Source organism: Flavobacterium sp. FlaQc-57 (genome assembly GCF_044007395.1).
In the GTDB taxonomy this organism is placed as follows: domain Bacteria; phylum Bacteroidota; class Bacteroidia; order Flavobacteriales; family Flavobacteriaceae; genus Flavobacterium.
Map to the genome: position 1 here is coordinate 615,049 of NZ_JBIPDA010000002.1, position 16,740 is coordinate 631,788.

The following is a 16,740-nucleotide window of genomic DNA, read 5'->3' on the forward strand; positions in this document are numbered from 1 at the left end:
TTATTTATAATTATATTTGTCATTATTAAAAATGAATTTCGAATGAAAAATTACGTTATAGGGTTAGACTACGGAACAGATTCTGTCAGAGCGGTGCTAATAGACACTAAAAATGGGCAAGAGCTGGCGTCAAATGTTTCTCATTATAAAAGATGGAAAAACAAGCAGTATTGTGATGCATCCATAAATCAATTTCGTCAACATCCTTTAGACCATATTGAAGGTCTTGAAATTACTATTCAAACCGTTATAAAAGAAAGTAAAGTAGATCCTTCGCAAGTTCGAGGAATCTGTATTGATACAACCGGATCTTCTCCAGTTCCTGTAACGAAAGAAGGAATTCCGTTGGCATTGACAAAAGGTTTTGAAGAAAACCCAAATGCGATGATGGTTTTATGGAAAGATCATACTTCAATAAATGAAGCAAACGAAATTAACGAACTGGCAGTAAGCTGGGGCGGAGAAAATGTAACCAAATATGTAGGCGGAATTTATTCATCAGAATGGTTTTGGGCAAAAATTCTGCACATTGCCAGAGAAGATGAAGCGGTTCGAAATGCAGCACACACCTGGATGGAGCATTGCGATTTAATGACGTATTTATTAATAGAAGATAAAGATTTAAAAACATTTAAAAGAAGCCGTTGTGCAGCAGGACATAAAGCAATGTGGCACACAGACTGGAACGGTTTACCACCAGCAGAATTTTTAGGAAAGTTACATCCATATTTAGCAACACTTCGTGGAAATTTATATGATGAAACTTATACATCAGATTTAGTTGCCGGAAACTTAAGCAAAGAATGGGCAGATCGTTTAGGACTTTCTACAGAAACAGTTGTTGCTGTTGGAACTTTCGATGCACATTCTGGAGCTGTTGGAGCAAAAATTGGAGAAAATACTTTAGTTCGCGTTATGGGAACTTCAACTTGCGATATTTTAGTTGGTTCATATGACGAAGTTGGAACAAAAACGGTTCGCGGAATCTGCGGACAAGTTGACGGATCAGTAATTCCGGGCTTTATCGGTTTGGAAGCAGGACAATCTGCTTTTGGCGATTTATTGGCTTGGTACAAAGAATTATTGCTTTGGCCAACAGATCATTTACTGACAGTTTCAACTGTTTTAAATGACGAACAAAAAGAACAATTAAGAGAAGAATTCAGCGATAAATTAATTGTAGAATTGACAAAAGAAGCAGAGAAAATTGCGGTTTCAGACAGTCTTCCAATTGCTTTAGACTGGATTAACGGAAGAAGAACTCCAGACGCAAACCAAGAATTAAAAAGCGCGATTTCGAATTTATCATTAGGAACAAAAGCGCCTCATATATTCAAAGCCTTAGTAAATGCCATTTGTTTTGGAGCGAAGAAAATCGTAGATCGTTTTGAAGAAGAAGGTGTAAAAATTGACAGCGTTATCGGGATTGGTGGCGTTGCCCGTAAATCTCCTTTTATCATGCAGACTTTGGCAAATGTTTTAAACAAGCCTATTAAAATTGCAGCTTCAGACCAGACTCCTGCTTTGGGTGCAGCAATTTATGCAGCCGTTGCAGCCGGAATTTATCCAAATGTAATCGAAGCTAGTCAAAAAATAGGAAGCGATTTCGACGGAGAATATTTCCCTCAATTAGATAAAGTAGCAGCATATAACAAACTACTAATTGCTTACGATCAATTAAGTGCTTACGAAGATCCAACAATTAAAATTTCGCAACATGAGTTCTCAATATAAAGATTTAAAGCAAGAATGTTACGAAGCCAATATGCAATTAAACGCATTGAATTTGGTCGTATACACTTTTGGAAACGTAAGCGCAGTTGACAGAGAAAATGGTGTTTTTGCTATTAAACCAAGTGGTGTCCCGTACGAAGATTTAAAACCGGAAGATATTGTAATTGTAGATTTTGATAACAACATTATCGAAGGAACAATGCGTCCGTCATCAGACACCAAAACGCATGCTTATTTATACAAAAATTGGCCAAATATTGGAGGCGTTGCACATACACACGCAACATATTCTGTGGCTTGGGCGCAATCGCAGCAAGATATTCCAATTTTCGGAACTACTCATGCCGATCATTTAACAGCTGATATTCCCTGTGCACCGCCAATGGCAGATGCATTGATCGAAGGAAATTATGAACACAATACCGGAATTCAGATTTTGGATTGTTTCAAAGAAAAAAATCTTTCGTACGAAGAAGTAGAAATGGTTTTAATTGGAAATCACGGTCCGTTTGCCTGGGGGAAAAATGCAGCAAAAGCAGTGTACAACAGTAAAGTTCTTGAAGTAGTTGCCGAAATGGCGTACCTGACTTTACAAATAAACCCAAACGCACCAAGATTAAAGGATTCATTAATTAAGAAACATTACAATCGTAAACACGGAAAAGACTCGTATTACGGACAGTAAAATTTTGTTTCAGGTTTTCTTTGTTTCAAGTTGTTGGAACGTGAAACTTGGAACTTGAAACAAACAAAACAAAAACAATAAAATAACATTTCAACCTTTCAGATTGCAACAACTTGAAACCTGAAACTTGAAACAAAATAAACAAAAGACATGATTGACATTTCTCAAAAAGAAGTTTGGTTTGTAGTAGGAAGCCAGGAATTATACGGTGAAGAAACATTAAGAAAAGTAGCAGAACATTCGCAAATAATCGCAAAAGGATTAGGTGCTTCATCTAGTATTCCGGTAAAAGTGGTTTATAAAGATGTGGTGAAGTCTCCTTCACAAATTTTAGATGTTTGTTTAGCAGCAAATAATGCTAAAAACTGTATTGGAATTATTGCCTGGATGCATACTTTCTCTCCGGCAAAAATGTGGATTGGCGGATTGAGTATTTTAAAGAAACCATTATGTCATTTGCATACACAATACAACGCCGAAATTCCGTGGGGAACTATCGACATGGATTTCATGAACCTGAATCAATCGGCTCACGGAGATCGTGAATTTGGTTTCATTATGTCAAGAATGCGTAAAAAACGTAAAGTTGTGGTTGGACACTGGGAAGATCCTCGCGTTTTAAACAAACTTGGTGTTTGGACAAGAGTAGCTTTAGGTTGGGATGAACTTCAAAATTTAAAAGTGGCTCGTATTGGAGACAATATGCGTGAAGTTGCCGTTACAGAAGGTGATAAAGTAGAAGCTCAGATTCGTTTCGGAATGTCGGTTAACGGATATGATTCTTCAGATGTTACCAAACATATCGAGAAAGTTACCGAGAAACAATTGAATGAGTTATTGGCAGTTTACGAATCTTCTTATTCTTTGACAGATTCTTTAAAAGAAGGCGGAGCACAAAGAAGCTCTTTGGTTGAAGCAGCAAAAATAGAATTAGGTTTGAGAGCTTTCCTTGAAGAAGGAGGTTTTGGAGCTTTTACAGATACATTTGAAAATCTTGGAGTCTGGAAACAACTTCCTGGAATTGCAACACAAAGATTAATGGCCGATGGTTACGGTTTTGGAGGCGAAGGCGACTGGAAAACCGCGGCAATGGTTCGTGCATTAAAAGTAATGAATATTGGTCTTGAAGGGGGAACATCTTTTATGGAAGATTACACCTATCATTTTACACCTCAAAAATCATACGTTTTAGGATCGCATATGTTAGAAATTTGTCCATCGATTGCAGAGGCAAAACCTTCATGCGAAGTGCATCCGTTAGGAATTGGAGGAAAAGAAGATCCTGCACGTTTGGTATTTAATTCGCCTGCCGGAGACGCAATCAATGTTTCTTTGGTAGATATGGGGAATCGTTTCCGTTTGATTGTAAATGAAGTCGAAGCTATTAAACCATTGGCAGATTTACCAAAATTACCGGTTGCAAGAGTTTTATGGGATTGTAAGCCAAATCTGGATATCGCAGCAACAGCATGGATTCTTGCCGGAGGTGCGCATCATACGGTTTACAGTCAGGCTATCACAACAGAATATATGGAAGATTTCGCTGATATCGCCGGAATCGAATTATTGGTTATTGATGAAAAAACCACCGTGAGAGACTTTAAAGATAAAATCAATGCTAACGAAGCTTATTTTCATTTGTTTCAACACGGACTTTAGTTTTTAAGGTACTGATGAGGTTCTAAGTTACAAAGGTTCAAAGGTTTTATTTTTTGCCTTAAAATTTGTTACTTTTAAGCTTTTCACATTTTACTTTTCACAATAATCTTAAAAAATAATATTTATGAATATATTAAAACGTTGTGTTTTTGGAATCAGCTTGTTAAGTTTGATCGCAATTTCAGTTCAATGCAAAAACGATAAAAAAATGGATGACGCTACAGTTTCTTCAGATCAAAAAGCTAAGGTTACAATTGAAAAATCTTCTTACGGAACAACTTCTAAAGGAGAAAAAGTTGATAGTTACAAACTGAAAAACCAAAATGGGATGGAAGTTGATATTATTACTTTTGGAGGAAGAATTACAGATTTGAAAGTGCCAAATAAAGAGGGAGTTTCTGAAAATGTAGTAATCGGATTTAATTCTTTGGCACAATACGAGAAAGAGAATCCATTCTTTGGAGCTTTGATCGGAAGATATGGAAATCGAATAGCTAAAGGAAAATTCACATTAGACGGAAAAGAATATCAATTAGCTATAAATAATGCGCAAAATGCTTTGCACGGAGGACCGCAGGGATATTTTAACGTTGTTTGGAAAGCTGATGAGGTAAAATCAGGTGATACGGCTTCTTTAAAATTATCGTATTTAAGTAAAGATATGGAAGAAGGTTATCCTGGAAATTTACAGGTTTTTGTTACTTATACTTTGACAAATGATAATCAGTTAGAAGTTTTGTATGAAGCTACAACAGATAAGAAAACAGTAGTGAATTTAACGCAACATTCGTATTTTAATTTATCTGGAGATTTTACAAAAACAATCTTAGATCACGAATTGACTTTAAATGCAGATAAAATTGTCCCGGTTGATGCAACTTTAATTCCGACAGGAAAATTAGATGATGTTGCCAATACACCATTCGATTTTAGAACTCCAAAATTAATTGGAAAAGACATCGAAGTGAAGAACGAACAATTAGAAAGAGGTAAAGGGTATGATCATTGTTGGGTATTGAATAATCCGGAAAAAGGAAAAACGATCATTGCAAAAGTATATCATGCACCAAGCGGAAGAATTTTGGAAGTAACAACAGACGAACCTGGAATTCAGTTTTACTCAGGAAATTTCCTTGACGGAACTTTACCAACGCCTAAAGGTGGAACATTTGGTCACAGAACCGCGCTTTGTCTGGAAACAGAACATTATCCGGATTCTCCAAATCAGAAAAATTTCCCAACAACGGTTTTAAACCCGGGAGAAAATTATAAAACTAAAACTACTTTTAAATTCTCAGTGAAGAAATAGTTTTAGGATTTGTTTATTAGTTCAATTCTCTAGGAAACCTCGAAAGGAATACTTTCGAGGTTTTTTTATGAGGTTAAGTTTGTTATAAATTGCACTCGTTTTTGTCATTTCGACGAAGGAGAAATCGCACTAGTTACTCGACAAAGATTGGGGGCTTTTTGCGCGGAGTTTCGTATGTGATTTCTCCTTCGTCGAAATGACAAGACTGTGTTTAAATTATGCTGCTTCACGCCTTTGTGTGATTAATTTGGTTACAATATAAAAATCTTAACTTAGCAATAAAAAACAAAATGATCCATCTATTCAAAGCACAAGTAAATTGGACTTCAAATCAAAATCCAGTAGACTCAATAAAGAGATTTTACAGCAAAAGTCACAAGATTAATATTGAAGGAAAACCAGTTTTAAATGTTTCGGCGGCTAAAGCTTTCAAAGGTGATCCGGAATTATATAATCCCGAAGATTTGCTGTTAAGCAGTTTAGTTTCGTGCCATATGATGTCGTACTTATATGTTTGCTCTCAAAACGGAATAGAAGTTCTTGAATATTCAGACAATGCCGAAGCAACCCTTGAAGTTTCTGCAGATGGAAGTGGACGTTTTGTTGAGGTTCGTTTAAAGCCTGCGGTGAAAATTTCAAATCCAGACCAAATAGAATTGGCTTTGGATTTACATTTTAAAGCTAATCAATTGTGTTTTATAGCGAACTCGTGTAATTTTCCTGTTTTGCACGAGGCGAGTTGTGAGGTCTGAATTCTATAAACTATGAATTAAAACTTTCGCTTTTGATATGGTGTTCCCTCGCCATCTTCACAATAACTTTTGAGACTTAACAGAAACATTGCCCAGTTGTAGTTGCACCATTGATAAAACTCAGTGAGTTCGCGCCAGTCAAAATGTTTGAGGACAACAGCGGTTACTCCATTTTTTTCTGATAGATCAAATGAAATGCTTGTTCCAATCCACTCCTGATCAGATTCGATACATTCCCATAGTATTCTTTTATTTAGGGATAATTCCGCCACTTTCATTTTTGTGAGATCATCGTCTCCAAAACCAAACTCATTAATAAAACCCGGTTCTGGTTTTACAATCAATTCTTCAGTCCAAACTGCACCAAGACCTATTTGCGTTGTTAATGCTTTGTAAACATCTGAAATGGGTGATTTGATGTAGTTGATATGTTCTATTTTTTCCATTTTACAACTGATTATAATGTATAAACACAAAGTTAAAAAGTTTTAGATTGCTTTAACAAAGGTATTTAAGGCTGAAAAAAAGTAATTTATTTTTTGCTGAGAACGGATTAAAACCAAAAAAACCTCTTCAGTTATGAAGAGGTTTTTGTACCCGGAGCCGGAGTCGAACCGGCACGGTTTCCCACAGGTGTTTGAGACCAGCGCGTCTACCAATTCCGCCATCCGGGCTTAGCAGACGAAAAAATAACTAATAAATCAATTATTTAACGCAATAGAATAAGTTAATTATGATGTCATAACTGTGCTTATTCCTTTAACACGGTGCAAATGTAAAAAATAAATTTAAAAATTCTAATAAAAATACTTAATTTTTTCCTTTCAGTGTCCAATAAATTTTCTAAATTTGCACCTCGTTAAAACGAAGCACACACAACTAACTACACCCGAGGCATTTATACAGGTTTTGTTTTACCTAAAAAGGTGAAGCCGAATTGTACAGAGCGCAGCGGAGCAAAAACAACAAATTATAATGTCGCACCTAGAACCAGAAGCTAAAATTTTTGCTTGTTCACAAAGTGTTTATCTTGCAGAAAAAATTGCAGAACAATACGGAATTCCGTTAGGAAAAGTAACTATGTCAACGTACAGTGATGGAGAATTTCAGCCATCGTACGAAGAATCAATTAGAGGATTACGCGTTTTTATCGTGTGCTCAACTTTTCCAACTGCTGATAATTTGATGGAATTGTTACTAATGATCGATGCGGCAAAACGTGCATCAGCAAGACACATTACAGCTGTTATGCCTTATTTTGGTTGGGCAAGACAAGATAGAAAAGATAAACCAAGAGTTCCGATTGGAGCAAAATTAGTAGCTAATTTATTAGATGCTGCCGGAGCAACAAGAGTAATGACAATGGATTTGCATGCAGATCAAATTCAAGGGTTTTTCGAAAAACCAGTAGATCATTTATTTGCATCTACAATCTTTTTACCATACGTAGAAAGTTTAAAATTAGAGAATTTAACAATTGCATCTCCGGATATGGGAGGTTCAAAAAGAGCATATGCTTACTCTAAGTTTTTAGAATCAGATGTAGTAATCTGTTATAAACAAAGAAAAGCAGCCAACGTTATCGATACTATGGAGCTAATTGGCGAAGTAAAAGGACGTAACGTAATATTAGTAGACGACATGATCGATACTGGTGGTACATTAGCGAAAGCAGCAGATTTAATGATCGAAAAAGGAGCATTAAGCGTAAGAGCAATTTGTACACACGCCATTTTATCAGGTGATGCATACGAAAAAATTGAAAACTCAAAATTAAGCGAGTTAATAGTTACCGATTCAATTCCGTTAAAGAAAGAATCAAAGAAAATAAAAGTAGTGAGTTGTGCACCGCTTTTTGCTGAAGTAATGCACATGGTGCACCACAACAATTCCATTAGTGGAAAATTTATAATGTAAAAAGCAGTAAGCTTTAAGCCTTAGGCTGTAAGCTTTCTTACTTAGTGCAGAAAAAGCCTAAAGCGTAATGCCTAAAGCTTAAAGCAAATTAGAATATTTATTAATAACTATATTTTTTTACAATGAAATCGATTACAATTAAAGGATCAGAAAGAGAAAGCGTGGGCAAAGTGTCAACTAAAGCCTTACGTAATGCTGGAGCGGTTCCTTGCGTGTTATACGGAGGAAATCAGGCAGTACATTTCTCAGCGGACGCTGCGGCATTCAAAAACTTGGTTTACACTCCAAACGCACACACAGTTGTGATTGAGCTTGGAAAAGGAAAATCATTTAATGCAATTTTACAAGATATTCAGGTTCACCCGGTATCTGATAAAATTTTACATATTGACTTCTTTCAATTATTTGATGACAAAGAAATCACTATGGAAGTTCCTGTGAAAATTGTTGGTACATCAAAAGGTGTTCTTGCAGGAGGTGTTTTACGTTTAAACACACGTAAATTAAAAGTTAAAGCTTTACCTAAAAATCTTCCTGATTTTGTTGAAGCTGACATCACTCCACTTGAAATGGGTAACAAATTATACGTTACTAAAGTTGGTGCTCCAGAATACAAAATTATTCACCCGGACAACACAGTTGTTGCTCAGGTAAGAATCTCTCGTGCTGCTATGAAAGCTGCTCAAGAAGCTGCAAAAGCTGCAAAAGCTCCTGCAAAAGGAAAGAAAAAATAATTTTTTTCAAATCAATACAAAAAGCATCAATCGAAAGATTGGTGCTTTTTTTTGTTTTAAAAGGTTTTGAGAAAAGGTTCAAAGAGGTAAAGTTTCAAAGGGACAAAGTAAGAAATCAGTGTTAATCGGTTTTAATTTACGTGATCTGTGTGCTATTCTTGGTGTGAATTGCGTAAACCTTTGCGGACATTGCGGTTAAGAATAAATTATCTAATTGACACATTTTCTAATTACCAACATTAATCCTATTTTTGCTCCATGATAAAATGGATAACAAAACTGTTTTCATCAACACAAAAAGAAGAGAACACAGATAATATGAAACCGGAGGTTCACGAACACCAAAAAAACAATATAAAAAACGTGAGTAAAAAATATTTGATTGTCGGACTAGGTAATATTGGTGCCGAATACGTAAATACAAGACATAACATTGGTTTTAAAGTACTTGATTTCTTGGCGAAAAAAGAAGGTCTTTCATTCGAAACCGTAAAACTGGGTTCTTTGGCCGAATATAAATTTAAAGGAAGAACCTTTTTTCTGCTTAAGCCTAATACCTACATGAATTTAAGTGGGAAGGCTGTTAAATATTGGATGGACAAGGAAAACATTCCATTAGAGAATATCCTGGTCATTACAGATGATTTAAACTTGTCTTTTGGAACAATCAGAATCAAGCCGAAAGGGAGTGATGGTGGTCATAACGGATTAAAAAATATTAATCTGGTTTTAAACACGCAAAACTACACTCGTTTTAGGTTTGGTATCAGCGACCAGTTCAAAAAAGGGCAACAGGTCGATTATGTTTTAGGTGATTGGGATGAAGAAGAAAAAGCGAAATTACCGGAACGTTTAGAAGTTGCATCTGAAATTATCAAATCATTTGGAACTGCGGGATTAGAAAATACAATGACAACTTTTAACGGAAAATAAAGATTTACAGTTGTTTATGGATTTAAAAATCGAATTATCGATTAATTAAATCGAATTATAACGAAATAGTATTTTCTATTCCAAAGTTAAATGTCTAAATTTGAAATAAATTATTATAAATCATAAAATCATAATATCATGGCTTTTGAATTACCACAATTACCTTATGCATATGATGCATTAGAACCACATATTGATGCTCGTACAATGGAAATCCATTATACAAAACACCATAATGCTTATACTACAAATCTAAATGCTGCTATTGCAGGTACAGATTTGGAAGGAAAAACAATCGAAAATATCTTAATCAACCTAGATAAATCAAACGCAGCAGTTCGTAACAATGGTGGAGGTTTCTATAACCACAATTTATTCTGGACTGTAATGACTCCAAACGGTGGCGGATTACCAACTGGTGATTTGTTAGCTGCAATTGAGGCTTCTTTTGGGACTTTTGAAGAGTTTAAAGCAAAATTTGCTAAAGCTGGTGCAACACAATTTGGTTCAGGATGGGCTTGGTTATGCGTAAGTAAAGGTGGAAAACTTGACGTTTGCGGAACTCCAAATCAAGACAATCCATTAATGCCAGAAGTTGGTTGTGGTGGAACTCCAATCTTAGGAATGGATGTTTGGGAACATGCTTACTATTTAAACTACCAAAACAGAAGACCAGATTATATTGAAGCTTTCTTTAGTGTAATCAACTGGACAGAAGTTGCTAGAAGATTTGCTTTAGATAAATAGTCGAAAATAGAGTAAAGAATAAAGAGAAAAGACGAATGGCCTAATGGTTATTCGTCTTTTTTTTATTTCTATATTTTTATTTCTTTATCCAGAGTCTTTTTTCTATGTTCTTTATTCTTTTATCTTAAAAAGAAAATAAAAAAGGCGGAATCTCTTCCACCTTTTTTGCCCCAAATCTACCATAAACTTAACCTACTAATGTTATGGTTCAGTAAATGTATGGAAGCAATTCTTATGAAAAAAACTTTTTAGATGAATGGTAAATATATCCGATAAAGTAACTGTAATTTGTTGCTTTTGAAATGTTTGAGTTTATTCCAATAAAAAAGGTGGAATTTCTTCCACCCTTTTTGCCCCAAATCTACCATAAACTTAACCTACTAATGTTATGGTAGTTCAAAAGTATTGTAGCTTTTCATTTTTACCAAACATATGGGATGAACGGCAAAAAAAACCGATGAAATGCACAAATTAACCTTTTGTTAGTATTTTATTAATACGCTCTAGCGTCTTTCCCTTCATAAAAATTCATGAATGCTCTGTTTACGACACGATTTCCTCCTGGTGTAGGATAATCACCTGTAAAGTACCAATCTCCAAGATTTTTAGGACAAGCAACATGCAAATCTTCTACTTTTTGGAAAATGATTTTTACTTCGGCATTGATTTCCGGAGAACTCAACATTTCTGCAATTTTATCTGAAACTTCTTCAGGTGTAAATTGATCGTAAATTGCTGTTACATAATTCACAACATCACTATCAATATAGTTTTCCTGTGCTTTACATTTTGCGTAAACTTCGTCTACGATATGATATAGATTTCTTTCTTTCAATAAAGCTAAGGCTGCTCTAAAGGCGACAAGACCTTCAAGTTTTGCCATATCAATACCGTAACAATCAGGGTAACGAATTTGTGGAGCAGAAGAAACGATTACGATACGTTTAGGTTTTAAACGATCCATCATTTTTATGATACTCATTTTAAGTGTGGTACCACGAACGATACTGTCATCAATAATCACCAAGTTGTCAGTTGGTTTGATTACTCCGTAAGTTACATCGTAAACGTGTGCAACAAGATCATCACGGCTACTGTCCTCTGTGATAAAGGTTCTAAGTTTAGCATCTTTAATAGCGACTTTCTCTGTGCGGATTTTTACAGCCAATAATTCCTGTAATGTTTCAGCAGTAAGGGTATTTCTATTAGCTAGAATATAATTGTTTTTTCTTTGATTTAAGAAATCCTGAGCAGCTTCGACTAAACCATAAAATGAAGTTTCGGCTGTATTTGGTATATAAGAGAAAACAGTATTGTCTGTATCGCTGTCAATTGATTCAAGAACAGCAGGTAAAATTAATTTTCCTAAGTTTTTACGTTCTTGATAGATTTCAGCATCACTTCCTCTTGAAAAGTAAATTCTTTCAAACGAACATGCTTTTTTAACAGTTGGTTCCAGGATTTGTTCCATAGTAACTTTTCCGCTTTTTTTGATGATCAAAGCATTTCCCGGATCGATTTCCTGAACACTTTCAAAAGGTACATTGAATACAGTTTGAATAACAGGTCTTTCAGAAGCTACAACAACTACTTCGTCATCTTGATAATAATAAGCTGGACGAATTCCGGCAGGATCTCTAAAGACAAATGCATCTCCATGACCTAATAATCCGGCCATTGCATAACCACCGTCTAAATTTTTAGCAGAACGGGCTAATATTTTTCCAATATCCAATCGATCAGCAATTACCGGCGAAGCTTCTCTTTTAGAGTAACCTTCTTGTTTACAGTCTTGGTAAAGCTGCATTACTTCTTTGTCAAGAAAGTGACCAATTTTTTCCATTACTGTAACAGTATCGGCCATTTCTTTTGGGTGTTGTCCAAGTTCAACTAGATTTTCGAAAAGTTCTTTAACATTAGTCATGTTAAAGTTTCCAGCCAAAATTAAATTACGGTGCATCCAGTTACTTTGACGTAAAAATGGGTGAACGCTTTCGATGCTGTTTTTTCCAAAAGTTCCGTAACGAACGTGTCCTAAAAATAATTCTCCTATGTATGGAATGTTTGCTTTTTGTTGTGCAACATCATTAGCGTATTCAGGATGTGTAGTCATTTCCTCATTGATACGCTCATTGATTTGTTTAAAAACGTCTTGTATAGGTTGTGCGTGATTTGAACGAACTCTACTGATGTAACGTTCTCCCGGTTCAACATCTAATTTAATGCTTGCGAAACCTGCGCCATCCTGACCACGGTTGTGCTGCTTCTCCATCATTAGATACATTTTTTGTATCCCGTAAAAAGCAGTTCCGTATTTTTCTTTGTAATATTCAAGCGGTTTAAGAAGTCTAACTAAGGCTATACCACATTCGTGTTTTAAAGCGTCGCTCATTGTGTTTTGTATTTTGTGTTGTTGTGTAAGTTGTGTGTATTAACGTAATAAAAAAGCCCCGTTGTTATCCGAGGCTTTAGGGCATTATATTTCTATGTCAAACTGAGTTAACGACTTAAACTGTTGTAATCGAATTGCTACCTCGGCTTTGCTTAATGTTTCCATTCTTTCAGTTCCAAATTTTTCTACACAAAATGAAGCTAAATTCGAACCGTAAATAATTGCATTTTTCATGTTACCAAACGAAATGTTTTCGCTTTGTGCAATGAATCCGGAAAAACCACCTGCAAAAGTATCTCCTGCTCCTGTTGGATCGAAAACATCTTCTAATGGTAAAGCCGGTGCAAAGAAAACTTCTCTGTTGTGGAATAAAAGCGCTCCGTGTTCTCCTTTTTTGATCACCACATATTTTGGTCCCAATTCCTGGATTTTGTTTGCTGCTTTTACTAATGAATATTCTCCTGAAAGTTGTCTTGCTTCTTCATCATTGATTGTGATCACATCTACACGTTTAATAACGTCTAATAATTCAGGAAGAGCGCAATCCATCCAAAAATTCATAGTGTCTAAAACTACTAATTTTGGTTTTTTCTCCATTTGATCCAAAACACTGCTTTGTACTAACGGATGTAAGTTTCCTAACATCACAACATCAGCATCTTTGTAGTTTTGAGGAACTTTTGGTTGAAAATCAGCCAAAACGTTTAGTTCAGTTACCAGAGTGTCTCTAGAATTTAAATCGTTGTGGTACAAACCGCTCCAGAAAAAAGTTTTTCCGCCTTTAACAATTTCGATACCAGAGATATCAATATTTTTTGACGTTAAAAGATCTAAATGTTCTTGAGGGAAATCGTCTCCAACTACAGAAACAATAGCCGATTGTAAGTTAAAAAATGATGCCGATAAACCAATGTACGTTGCAGCACCACCTAATATTTTATCTGTTTTTCCGAAAGGAGTTTCGATAGCGTCGAAAGCAACCGTTCCAACAATCAATAATTTATTCATTTTATGAATTTCGAATTAGGGTGCAAAGATACTTCATAAGTTGCAATATTGCAATGGTTTAGGTTCTCAAAATTTTCATAAAAAAACAAGATCGATTTCGGGGTTAAAACTGTTGTAAATGAGTGAATTATATTTGGTGGTTTGGAGTGCTTAAAATATGTTTTTTGGATTTGAAAAGCAATATTTATTTTTAAAAAATGCTTTGAAGATTTTGGTTAGATTTGTTTAAATATGGAATCGCTATTATGAAGAAAATTCTAACCTTATTGATATTGTTTTGTTTTTTGATTTCCTGTGAAAGAAAAGAACCTAATTTTTCTAAAGAAATGATAGAGAAATTGGCATATATGCATGAAGATGCAGAATTAGGTTTAGTGCCATCTAAATATTTAAGTTTTGATTTATATGTTTTGAGAAGCAATAAAGAGATTTGTAGAACAAATAATCATGATTTATTTCTTTTCTTTAAAAAACATTATTCCAAAAAGTACAAATCATTTGACATTTTTTTAAATGCCGTTTTAAATAATCATTTGGTTTTGATTAAAAAACCGAATTATTGGTATAGTTTAAAATTAGATTTAGAAATAGAAAAAGAATACTCTAGTCTAGGATTTGATAAATTTCTTAAAAAATTCTCTAAAATATCATTTAAAAAAGGTGAACTTGAACTTAATAAATCAATTATAAAATCTGACCAATATTCTACAATTAGTTATTTATTGTATTTAAATCGATATGATATTAGTTTTGATGATCCTCATGTTAGATATTCTATAATTAAAAGAGAAGATTATTTCGAGTAAAACTTACAAATACAAATTAAATTTCCCAAACTTGTTTTAGTAGTTGTTAGCGAGTGAACTCTATTTTTTTTTGCTAATGATTCTTTGATTTGTCGATATTTTTTATCCAATTAATCGCCTCTTTCATAGGCTCTTCAGAGGCTGAAAATGCTGTGTTGTGTCCCAAGTTTGGGAACAATTTATATTCATAGTGTTTCCCTTTAGACTTTAATATATCAAGATATTCGATTGATAGATTTACAGGAACTTGAATGTCTTTGCCTCCAAAAATCCAGATTCCCGGAATTGATAATTTAGAAAGAACATCATTGGGATTTGTGTCAATAAACTCATATTTATCTGGGTCATTGAATACATGTTTTCTTGCCTCTTCTTCTGAGTGTGTATCCCAAAAATTTTTATCTCCATTTGTATAGAATTGGAATCTCAATTGTTCTTTAACTGTTATAAGCGCTCCGCTAAAGATTGTCATAAATTTGACTTTCTTATTTTTTTCTGCAGCTAATGGAATTATCCATCCAGCTTGACTACCACCTATTAAACCTATTGAGATTTTTTTATTTGATAAATATTTAGATAAAGTATTTACGGCAGCACTTGCATCTAAAGACAAAAGATTCAGGTTTGAGAAATCAACATTGTTAGTTCCTACTTCAGGTCCTGCATATACACCAGCTGATTCTCCGACTCCACGTTTATCATACGTTAAAACTGCAATTCCATTGTTGGCTAGGGTTGTGGCAAAGTCTATCATTCTTTTTTCTTGTCCAGATCCATGAACAATCACAACGGCTGCCTGTACATTGTTAGGTGTAAAAACAGTTCCTGCGAGTGAAACTCCTTCACTAACAAATTTTATTTCCTTAGTAGTAAAGTTTGACGGAATTGTCGATGCATAACTATTGACAAAAAAAAGCAAAATTAAGAGTGAATATGTGGATGTTTTTTTTGCTCTTAGTATGCTTTTAAAAATTATCAGTTTATTTTTCATTTTTTTTAAATTTAAGGAACCTTTACTAAATCACGATAAATTAATTCACAATTATCGAGGTGTATTCTTTTGGGTTGGTTTTAACATCTTTACAACTCATATTTCTTATCAAAATAATTCTTCAAAACTCCAATTTGGACCAAAATCATGAAAGGAACTATTAAAATCGCATACAATATATTTTTAGAAAGATGAATTCCTGAAAAAGCAGTAGAGATTTTGTCGGCATACGATTTTCCAATTTCTAATTGATTATCTGTTCCTGAAAAAAGTAATACATATACAACCAAGGCAGCTAAAGCAACGCCAATAAATATCCATGTTGATTTGGAAATCAATGGTTTGTAAGCTTTAATTTTGCTCTTTTCAGCCACTAAAACCTGAGACATTATTTTTGAAGTAAAGTCAAGAGATGGTGAATCCAAATTGTTTTCGGACATCATTCTATCAATAAGGTTTTCTATATTTTTATCGCTCTCTTTCATAACACGCTACTATTTCTGGTTCTAATTGCTTTTTCAAAATTACAGCTAATTTTTGTCGGCTTCTAAATAATTTTATTTTGACATTGTTGGCCGTAATACTCATGATTTTTCCGATTTCTTCTAAATTTTGATCTTCGAAGTAAAATAAAGTGAGTAGGAAATTCTCTTCACTCGGTAATAAATTCAAACAATTCTGAATTGCCTGCTTTCGTTCCTTATCTTCTAAAGCGCTTAAAGCATTGTCCATCGTTTTTATTAAATGAGCCGAAAATTCATCTATTGAAATGTTCAGGTCTTCTTTTTTGTTTTTCTTCAAACGATCTAAACACGTATTATAAGCAATTTTATAAATCCAGGTCGAAAATTTTGAATCACCTTTAAATTTACTCAAAGAATTAAAGATTTTGATAAAAGTATCTTGTGCAACCTCTTCCGATTCTTCTCTGTTTTTGATCATTTTGAGTGCCAAAGTAAAGATCATATCCTTATAACGATCCACCAACACGGCAAACGCAGTGGTTTCGCCTTGCAGAATTTTATCGATATAATGTTGATCACTTATTGTACTCATATTCTATATGACGACAG

The 16,740-nt window shown here is 34.4% G+C and carries 16 protein-coding genes and 1 tRNA gene; 10 read left to right on the forward strand and 7 right to left on the reverse strand.

Features of this window, described 5'->3' with window-relative positions:
• Positions 1-42 precede the first annotated feature (42 nt).
• The 5 genes from ACHRVZ_RS08635 (at position 43) to ACHRVZ_RS08655 (ending at position 6,139) form a co-directional block, all read left to right on the forward strand.
• Positions 43-1,734, forward strand: coding sequence for a ribulokinase (locus ACHRVZ_RS08635; protein WP_395421916.1), 1,692 nt, complete (start codon positions 43-45; stop codon positions 1,732-1,734).
• A complete protein-coding gene (locus ACHRVZ_RS08640; protein WP_395421917.1) occupies positions 1,718-2,419 on the forward strand; it encodes an L-ribulose-5-phosphate 4-epimerase in 702 nt (233 codons plus the stop codon). The genes ACHRVZ_RS08635 and ACHRVZ_RS08640 overlap by 17 nt, the downstream gene beginning before the upstream one ends.
• Before the next feature lie 150 nt (positions 2,420-2,569).
• Positions 2,570-4,078 carry an L-arabinose isomerase gene (gene araA, locus ACHRVZ_RS08645; protein WP_395421918.1) on the forward strand — a complete coding sequence of 503 codons (1,509 nt, stop codon included), beginning with the start codon at positions 2,570-2,572 and terminating at the stop codon, positions 4,076-4,078.
• A 124-nt stretch (positions 4,079-4,202) separates the two neighbouring features.
• On the forward strand, positions 4,203-5,387 hold the full coding sequence (locus tag ACHRVZ_RS08650; RefSeq protein WP_395421919.1) for an aldose epimerase family protein: 1,185 nt from the start codon (positions 4,203-4,205) through the stop codon (positions 5,385-5,387).
• 290 nt (positions 5,388-5,677) lie between these two features.
• On the forward strand, positions 5,678-6,139 hold the full coding sequence (locus ACHRVZ_RS08655) for an OsmC family protein (RefSeq protein ID WP_395421921.1): 462 nt from the start codon (positions 5,678-5,680) through the stop codon (positions 6,137-6,139).
• Positions 6,140-6,156: 17 nt separating this feature from the next.
• On the opposite strand, the gene ACHRVZ_RS08660 is transcribed toward ACHRVZ_RS08655, so the two are convergent.
• The gene (locus ACHRVZ_RS08660; RefSeq protein ID WP_395421922.1) at positions 6,157-6,585 is read right to left on the reverse strand and encodes an SRPBCC domain-containing protein; all 429 of its coding nucleotides are present in this window, start codon (positions 6,583-6,585) and stop codon (positions 6,157-6,159) included.
• Between the two features lie 148 nt (positions 6,586-6,733).
• Positions 6,734-6,813 (reverse strand) — tRNA-Leu (locus tag ACHRVZ_RS08665).
• 301 nt (positions 6,814-7,114) lie between these two features.
• Between ACHRVZ_RS08665 and ACHRVZ_RS08670 the strand changes: the two genes are divergently transcribed.
• From ACHRVZ_RS08670 to ACHRVZ_RS08685, 4 genes are all read left to right on the forward strand, one after another.
• Complete coding sequence (locus tag ACHRVZ_RS08670) at positions 7,115-8,056, forward strand: ribose-phosphate pyrophosphokinase (RefSeq protein WP_395421923.1); 942 nt, start codon at positions 7,115-7,117, stop codon at positions 8,054-8,056.
• Positions 8,057-8,178: 122 nt separating this feature from the next.
• Positions 8,179-8,790 carry a 50S ribosomal protein L25/general stress protein Ctc gene (locus tag ACHRVZ_RS08675; protein ID WP_395421924.1) on the forward strand — a complete coding sequence of 204 codons (612 nt, stop codon included), beginning with the start codon at positions 8,179-8,181 and terminating at the stop codon, positions 8,788-8,790.
• A gap of 258 nt (positions 8,791-9,048) precedes the next feature.
• The gene (pth, locus tag ACHRVZ_RS08680; protein WP_395421925.1) at positions 9,049-9,723 is read left to right on the forward strand and encodes an aminoacyl-tRNA hydrolase; all 675 of its coding nucleotides are present in this window, start codon (positions 9,049-9,051) and stop codon (positions 9,721-9,723) included.
• Positions 9,724-9,861: 138 nt separating this feature from the next.
• A complete protein-coding gene (locus ACHRVZ_RS08685) occupies positions 9,862-10,470 on the forward strand; it encodes a superoxide dismutase (RefSeq protein ID WP_395421926.1) in 609 nt (202 codons plus the stop codon).
• Positions 10,471-10,963: 493 nt separating this feature from the next.
• Here ACHRVZ_RS08685 and ACHRVZ_RS08690 read toward each other — a convergent pair whose 3' ends face one another.
• Both ACHRVZ_RS08690 and ACHRVZ_RS08695 read right to left on the reverse strand, forming a co-directional pair.
• Positions 10,964-12,862 (reverse strand): amidophosphoribosyltransferase, encoded by a 1,899-nt coding sequence (locus ACHRVZ_RS08690; protein ID WP_395421928.1) that lies wholly within the window; start codon positions 12,860-12,862, stop codon positions 10,964-10,966.
• A gap of 84 nt (positions 12,863-12,946) precedes the next feature.
• Positions 12,947-13,870, reverse strand: coding sequence for a PfkB family carbohydrate kinase (locus ACHRVZ_RS08695; RefSeq protein ID WP_294788874.1), 924 nt, complete (start codon positions 13,868-13,870; stop codon positions 12,947-12,949).
• A 326-nt stretch (positions 13,871-14,196) separates the two neighbouring features.
• Here ACHRVZ_RS08695 and ACHRVZ_RS08700 point away from each other — a divergent pair, with 326 nt between their 5' ends.
• The gene (locus tag ACHRVZ_RS08700; RefSeq protein ID WP_395421929.1) at positions 14,197-14,676 is read left to right on the forward strand and encodes a hypothetical protein; all 480 of its coding nucleotides are present in this window, start codon (positions 14,197-14,199) and stop codon (positions 14,674-14,676) included.
• 73 nt (positions 14,677-14,749) lie between these two features.
• On the opposite strand, the gene ACHRVZ_RS08705 is transcribed toward ACHRVZ_RS08700, so the two are convergent.
• From ACHRVZ_RS08705 to ACHRVZ_RS08715, 3 genes are all read right to left on the reverse strand, one after another.
• Positions 14,750-15,667 carry an alpha/beta hydrolase family protein gene (locus ACHRVZ_RS08705; RefSeq protein ID WP_395421931.1) on the reverse strand — a complete coding sequence of 306 codons (918 nt, stop codon included), beginning with the start codon at positions 15,665-15,667 and terminating at the stop codon, positions 14,750-14,752.
• An 89-nt stretch (positions 15,668-15,756) separates the two neighbouring features.
• Complete coding sequence (locus ACHRVZ_RS08710; RefSeq protein WP_395421932.1) at positions 15,757-16,152, reverse strand: hypothetical protein; 396 nt, start codon at positions 16,150-16,152, stop codon at positions 15,757-15,759.
• A complete protein-coding gene (locus ACHRVZ_RS08715) occupies positions 16,136-16,723 on the reverse strand; it encodes an RNA polymerase sigma factor (protein ID WP_395421933.1) in 588 nt (195 codons plus the stop codon). The genes ACHRVZ_RS08710 and ACHRVZ_RS08715 overlap by 17 nt, the downstream gene beginning before the upstream one ends.
• Positions 16,724-16,740 lie beyond the last annotated feature (17 nt).

Bases quoted from the DNA above. Each gene is read 5' to 3' on its own strand.
- ACHRVZ_RS08695 (WP_294788874.1), bottom strand. From the start codon at position 13,870: ATGAATAAATTATTGATTGTTGGAACGGTTGCTTTCGACGCTATCGAA.
- ACHRVZ_RS08670 (WP_395421923.1), top strand. From the start codon at position 7,115: ATGTCGCACCTAGAACCAGAAGCTAAAATTTTTGCTTGTTCACAAAGT.
- ACHRVZ_RS08655 (WP_395421921.1), top strand. From the start codon at position 5,678: ATGATCCATCTATTCAAAGCACAAGTAAATTGGACTTCAAATCAAAAT.
- pth (WP_395421925.1), top strand. From the start codon at position 9,049: ATGATAAAATGGATAACAAAACTGTTTTCATCAACACAAAAAGAAGAG.
- ACHRVZ_RS08685 (WP_395421926.1), top strand. From the start codon at position 9,862: ATGGCTTTTGAATTACCACAATTACCTTATGCATATGATGCATTAGAA.
- ACHRVZ_RS08690 (WP_395421928.1), bottom strand. From the start codon at position 12,862: ATGAGCGACGCTTTAAAACACGAATGTGGTATAGCCTTAGTTAGACTT.
- ACHRVZ_RS08705 (WP_395421931.1), bottom strand. From the start codon at position 15,667: ATGAAAAATAAACTGATAATTTTTAAAAGCATACTAAGAGCAAAAAAA.
- ACHRVZ_RS08700 (WP_395421929.1), top strand. From the start codon at position 14,197: ATGATAGAGAAATTGGCATATATGCATGAAGATGCAGAATTAGGTTTA.
- araA (WP_395421918.1), top strand. From the start codon at position 2,570: ATGATTGACATTTCTCAAAAAGAAGTTTGGTTTGTAGTAGGAAGCCAG.
- ACHRVZ_RS08715 (WP_395421933.1), bottom strand. From the start codon at position 16,723: ATGAGTACAATAAGTGATCAACATTATATCGATAAAATTCTGCAAGGC.
- ACHRVZ_RS08660 (WP_395421922.1), bottom strand. From the start codon at position 6,585: ATGGAAAAAATAGAACATATCAACTACATCAAATCACCCATTTCAGAT.
- ACHRVZ_RS08650 (WP_395421919.1), top strand. From the start codon at position 4,203: ATGAATATATTAAAACGTTGTGTTTTTGGAATCAGCTTGTTAAGTTTG.
- ACHRVZ_RS08635 (WP_395421916.1), top strand. From the start codon at position 43: ATGAAAAATTACGTTATAGGGTTAGACTACGGAACAGATTCTGTCAGA.
- ACHRVZ_RS08675 (WP_395421924.1), top strand. From the start codon at position 8,179: ATGAAATCGATTACAATTAAAGGATCAGAAAGAGAAAGCGTGGGCAAA.
- ACHRVZ_RS08640 (WP_395421917.1), top strand. From the start codon at position 1,718: ATGAGTTCTCAATATAAAGATTTAAAGCAAGAATGTTACGAAGCCAAT.
- ACHRVZ_RS08710 (WP_395421932.1), bottom strand. From the start codon at position 16,152: ATGAAAGAGAGCGATAAAAATATAGAAAACCTTATTGATAGAATGATG.